Annotated in this window: 3 protein-coding genes; all 3 read left to right on the plus strand. The window is 43.4% G+C overall.

Translation table 11 applies throughout. The features are described 5' to 3' along the window. The first annotated feature begins 528 nt into the window (after positions 1–528). Positions 529–1,137 carry a DUF2807 domain-containing protein gene (locus QZY09_RS02415; RefSeq protein WP_295667662.1) on the plus strand — a complete coding sequence of 203 codons (609 nt, stop codon included), beginning with the start codon at positions 529–531 and terminating at the stop codon, positions 1,135–1,137. A 160-nt stretch (positions 1,138–1,297) separates the two neighbouring features. Beyond that, a complete protein-coding gene (locus QZY09_RS02420; RefSeq protein ID WP_295667665.1) occupies positions 1,298–2,017 on the plus strand; it encodes a head GIN domain-containing protein in 720 nt (239 codons plus the stop codon). Positions 2,018–2,384: 367 nt separating this feature from the next. Beyond that, positions 2,385–3,377 carry a c-type cytochrome gene (locus QZY09_RS02425; protein ID WP_295667667.1) on the plus strand — a complete coding sequence of 331 codons (993 nt, stop codon included), beginning with the start codon at positions 2,385–2,387 and terminating at the stop codon, positions 3,375–3,377. Positions 3,378–3,849 lie beyond the last annotated feature (472 nt).

Raw genomic sequence — 3,849 nt, forward strand, 5'->3', positions numbered from 1 at the left:
TTAGGCAATTTAACATACAATTTCAAAATGCCCCATCGGGGCTACCGCTTTGTAGAAACCAAATACCAGGTATAATTGCCACGTCAGTGGCTACCCTTCGCGAATTGGGTAACCGCTGACGCGGCAAAAATAACGTTTGGAAACAGTGCTACAAAGCGGTAGTCCGCCACGAGGCGGAGCAACGGTTTTTCATATCTTTTGCTCCGCAGGTTTTCTCCCAGAGGAACCTGCGGATGATGATTTTAGCAGGTGTGGATCTCAGCCGGACAAGTTCAAATCAACAAGAATACTCCATCTTTGGGTCCTTATGAAGATCCCGCAGTGACGGACTTCTCAATTCTACCCATGATCCATGAACCATCAACCATGAACTAAATTTTTTCACCGACCCCAACCCCCGCTTTACCGATAAAACCCCTTCCTGTACCTATTTGAGGCCTTTTTGCTGTAACGGATCTATACTGGAGTCGTCTTATTGGTGTAATTAGAAACAGAAAATATTAAACGACAATCAATTATATAAATATCATGAAAACTCAAATCATAACATTATTCACAGCACTTGTATTAAGTACCGGAATAGCAGCAACAACTTACGCAGATACCATCAAAAGAGAAAATGTAACTGTGTTAACCGACATCAGCACCATCAATAAAATTGAAGTGCGCGGAAACGTTCAATTGTACATCTCGGACGGCAACGCCGACCAGGTTAAAGTTTATAATAAATATTATGCCGAAAGCGCCCTGGTAAAAAGCCGCAACGGCGTGTTGAGCATCGCCTCCTACAAAGCCGAAAAATTGGTAGTTTGGGTTACCGCCGCCGATCTTCGTTCAGTATCAGTTTATGACAATGCAGATGTAAAATCATTCGGTGATTTCTCAGGCATTGAATTTACTGTCGACTTACATAACAACGCCACCGCAAAATTAAGCCTCGATGCTTTTAACGCCAAAGTAACCGTAGCCGACCAGGCAAAAGCTACCATCAGCGGCCGTGTAAATGAGTTCGACCTGAAATATAACCACGCCGAAAACATCAGCAGCGACAACCTTGAAGCCGGTAAGGTTTCAAAAACCCAAACAGTAGTAATAGCAGCAGCCAAACCCGTTGAAGATGAATTTGCAGGTTTGTAATTAGTTGATTTAGGTTAGAATTAGTTGATTAGGTTGATTGAGTTAGCACCTCATCAACCTGATCTTTTTTACAACCTTTACAACATATTACAACCCTTACAACTAAAAACAAAACTGTAACTTTAAACAATAAACTGTAGTCCAACAACAAAATCAAAAAATGATGAAAAAGATACAATTAACTATACTGGCGCTGCTTGCCGGTTTTGCAATGCTCGGCTTATCGTCCTGCAATTTCAATTGCATTCATGGTTCGGGGCACCAGGTATCAGAAGATCGCAAGGTAGGAGAGTTCAGCAGGATTAGTATTTCAGGCGGATATAAAGTGATACTAAAACAAGACAGTACCTTCTCTATTAAAATAACGGCGGATGACAACCTGCTGAAATATATTAAAACAAAACTGGAGGGAGATAAACTCCGGATCTATAGCAAAAAGAGTTTCTGTAATGGGCTGATTTTGGTTACCATTGGGGTTAAAAACCTGGAACAGATAAAAGCTTCGGGGGCAGTAGAGGTAGATGGCGATGGTAAATTAGTTACCAAAGATCTTAATATCGACCTTTCAGGCGCTACCAAGGTCAATTTAGACCTTAATGCCGCAAATGTAACCACATCAGGCAGCGGCGCTACCGAATTAAATTTAAAAGGGCAGGCTACTTCGCACAATATCAGCATCAGCGGCGTGGGCCATGTTTACGCGCTTGATTTTGTTGTTGGCAGCTGCGATATTGAAACGTCAGGTGCGGGCCATTGCGAAGTGAACGTGTTAAACAACCTGAATGTACATTCAAGCGGCGCATCCGAGGTTAAATATAGAGGTCACCCAAGCATCAGTAATGATAAGTCGGGCGCGTCATCTATTGAGCAGGTGAATTGAGGGGGAAGTCGGGAAAGTCAGTAAAGTCTGGAAGTCCGAAAGAAGAAAAAAAGAAGTATGAGAAAAACCGGAGAGGCTGTATCATAAGTAGAACAGAGAGGGATTATACAAAATTATATTTACGCTATAAAAACTCTGTGCCTCTCTGCGCCTTCTTTGAGCCCTCTGTGGTTAAATTTTACCACGGAGATCACGGAGACGAGAACGTTAAGATCACAGAGGTAAATATTATTTGGTAACCGTTAATACAATCGACTTTTGAGACTATCTCTTTTCTGTTTCAGATTTTCGGTGAACGTTGATATTGAGCAGTTTGCAAGTGATAAGAATTTGTTTATTTTTATCGCAACCCATTCAACCGAGAACCATGAAGAAAATTAAGAAAGTGCTGCTTTATGCGGTTATCTTTATTGTGCTTGCTATCGTTACTGTTATTTCCTATGTCACCCTGGCGCTGCCGGATGTGGGCAAGCCTGAAAATATCACCGTTGCCCTAACCCCGCAGCGGATCGCACGCGGCGAATACCTGGCCAATCATGTTACTTTATATGTCGACTGCCATTCAAAGCGCGACTGGACAAAATTAGCCGCGCCGATAGTAGATGGTACTTTGGGCGGCGGCGGCGAAGTGTTTGATGCCTCGGTTGGCTTTCCGGGAGCGGTTAATGTACCTAATATCACCCCATATAAGCTAAAAGGCTGGACCGATGGCGAGATTTTTCGTGCCATTACCTGTGGTGTACGTAAAAACGGTAATGCCATATTTCCGCTAATGCCATGGCCCTATTATTCCAAATTAAGCAGGGAAGATGTGTATGCCATCATCGCCTACATACGCACTTTAAAGCCTATAGTTGCCGACTATCCGAAATCAACGCTCGATTTTCCGTTGAATATCCTGGTGCATACCATGCCGCAAAAAGCAACCCTTTCCGAAATTCCCCCTGCTACAGATACGCTTAAATACGGCGAATACCTTACCAACTCGGCAGCCTGTAAGGAATGCCACTCACAGGATGATAAGGGCAAACTGATTGTGGGGCTGGAGTTTGCGGGCGGGCACGAATACCAGATCAACGGTCACATTGTACGGTCGGCAAATATTACGCCTGATAAAGCAACGGGCATCGGCTCCTGGACCGAGGCTCAATTTTTGGCGAGGTTTAAAACCTATAATGATCGATCGAAGGCTGCCCGGGTTGAAAAAGAAGATTTTCAAACCCTGATGCCCTGGTATGATTATGCAGGCATGAATGATGGCGACCTTAAAGCAATTTACGCATACCTGAGGACCGTAAAACCTGTAAAAAATAAGGTGGAAAAGTTCCAGGCGAAATTAACGGCGGCGTTAGAAAAATAGGTATTTGCTGCAAGGCCGGACTTTCACGTTTGTAGTGTTGCTTTGCATTAATGGGGTTTCATAATATTTTTCGGGTGACCGAATTCCATGACCCGTAGGGCAATGTCAGTAAATTAAGGCACTTTTCCTTTTTTGCCCTCTTTATCGCGTAGCGAAAGAGAGGGCGGACGAGCGTAGCAATGTCCGGGTGAGTCAACGGAGCGCGTTTATGAACGCTACCGTCCGTTTACCATAATGACATTGACACGTAGGGCCTAACGCTTTGTAGAAGCAATAACCATAGTCATGATTTGCGTCGTAGAGGCTGCCGTTATTTGCTTGTCAGGTAATTGATATGCTATATAAAATGCATTCAAAACCGTCCAATCTGTTAATAAATATCATCACACTTGCTGCCGTATTTGGTCGTGAAATTATAACGCGGCGAAGGGTAAAGGCTGTATCATAAGTAGAACAAAGACGGATTATACAA

It is taken from the genome of uncultured Mucilaginibacter sp. (assembly GCF_903913935.1).
Lineage (GTDB): Bacteria > Bacteroidota > Bacteroidia > Sphingobacteriales > Sphingobacteriaceae > Mucilaginibacter.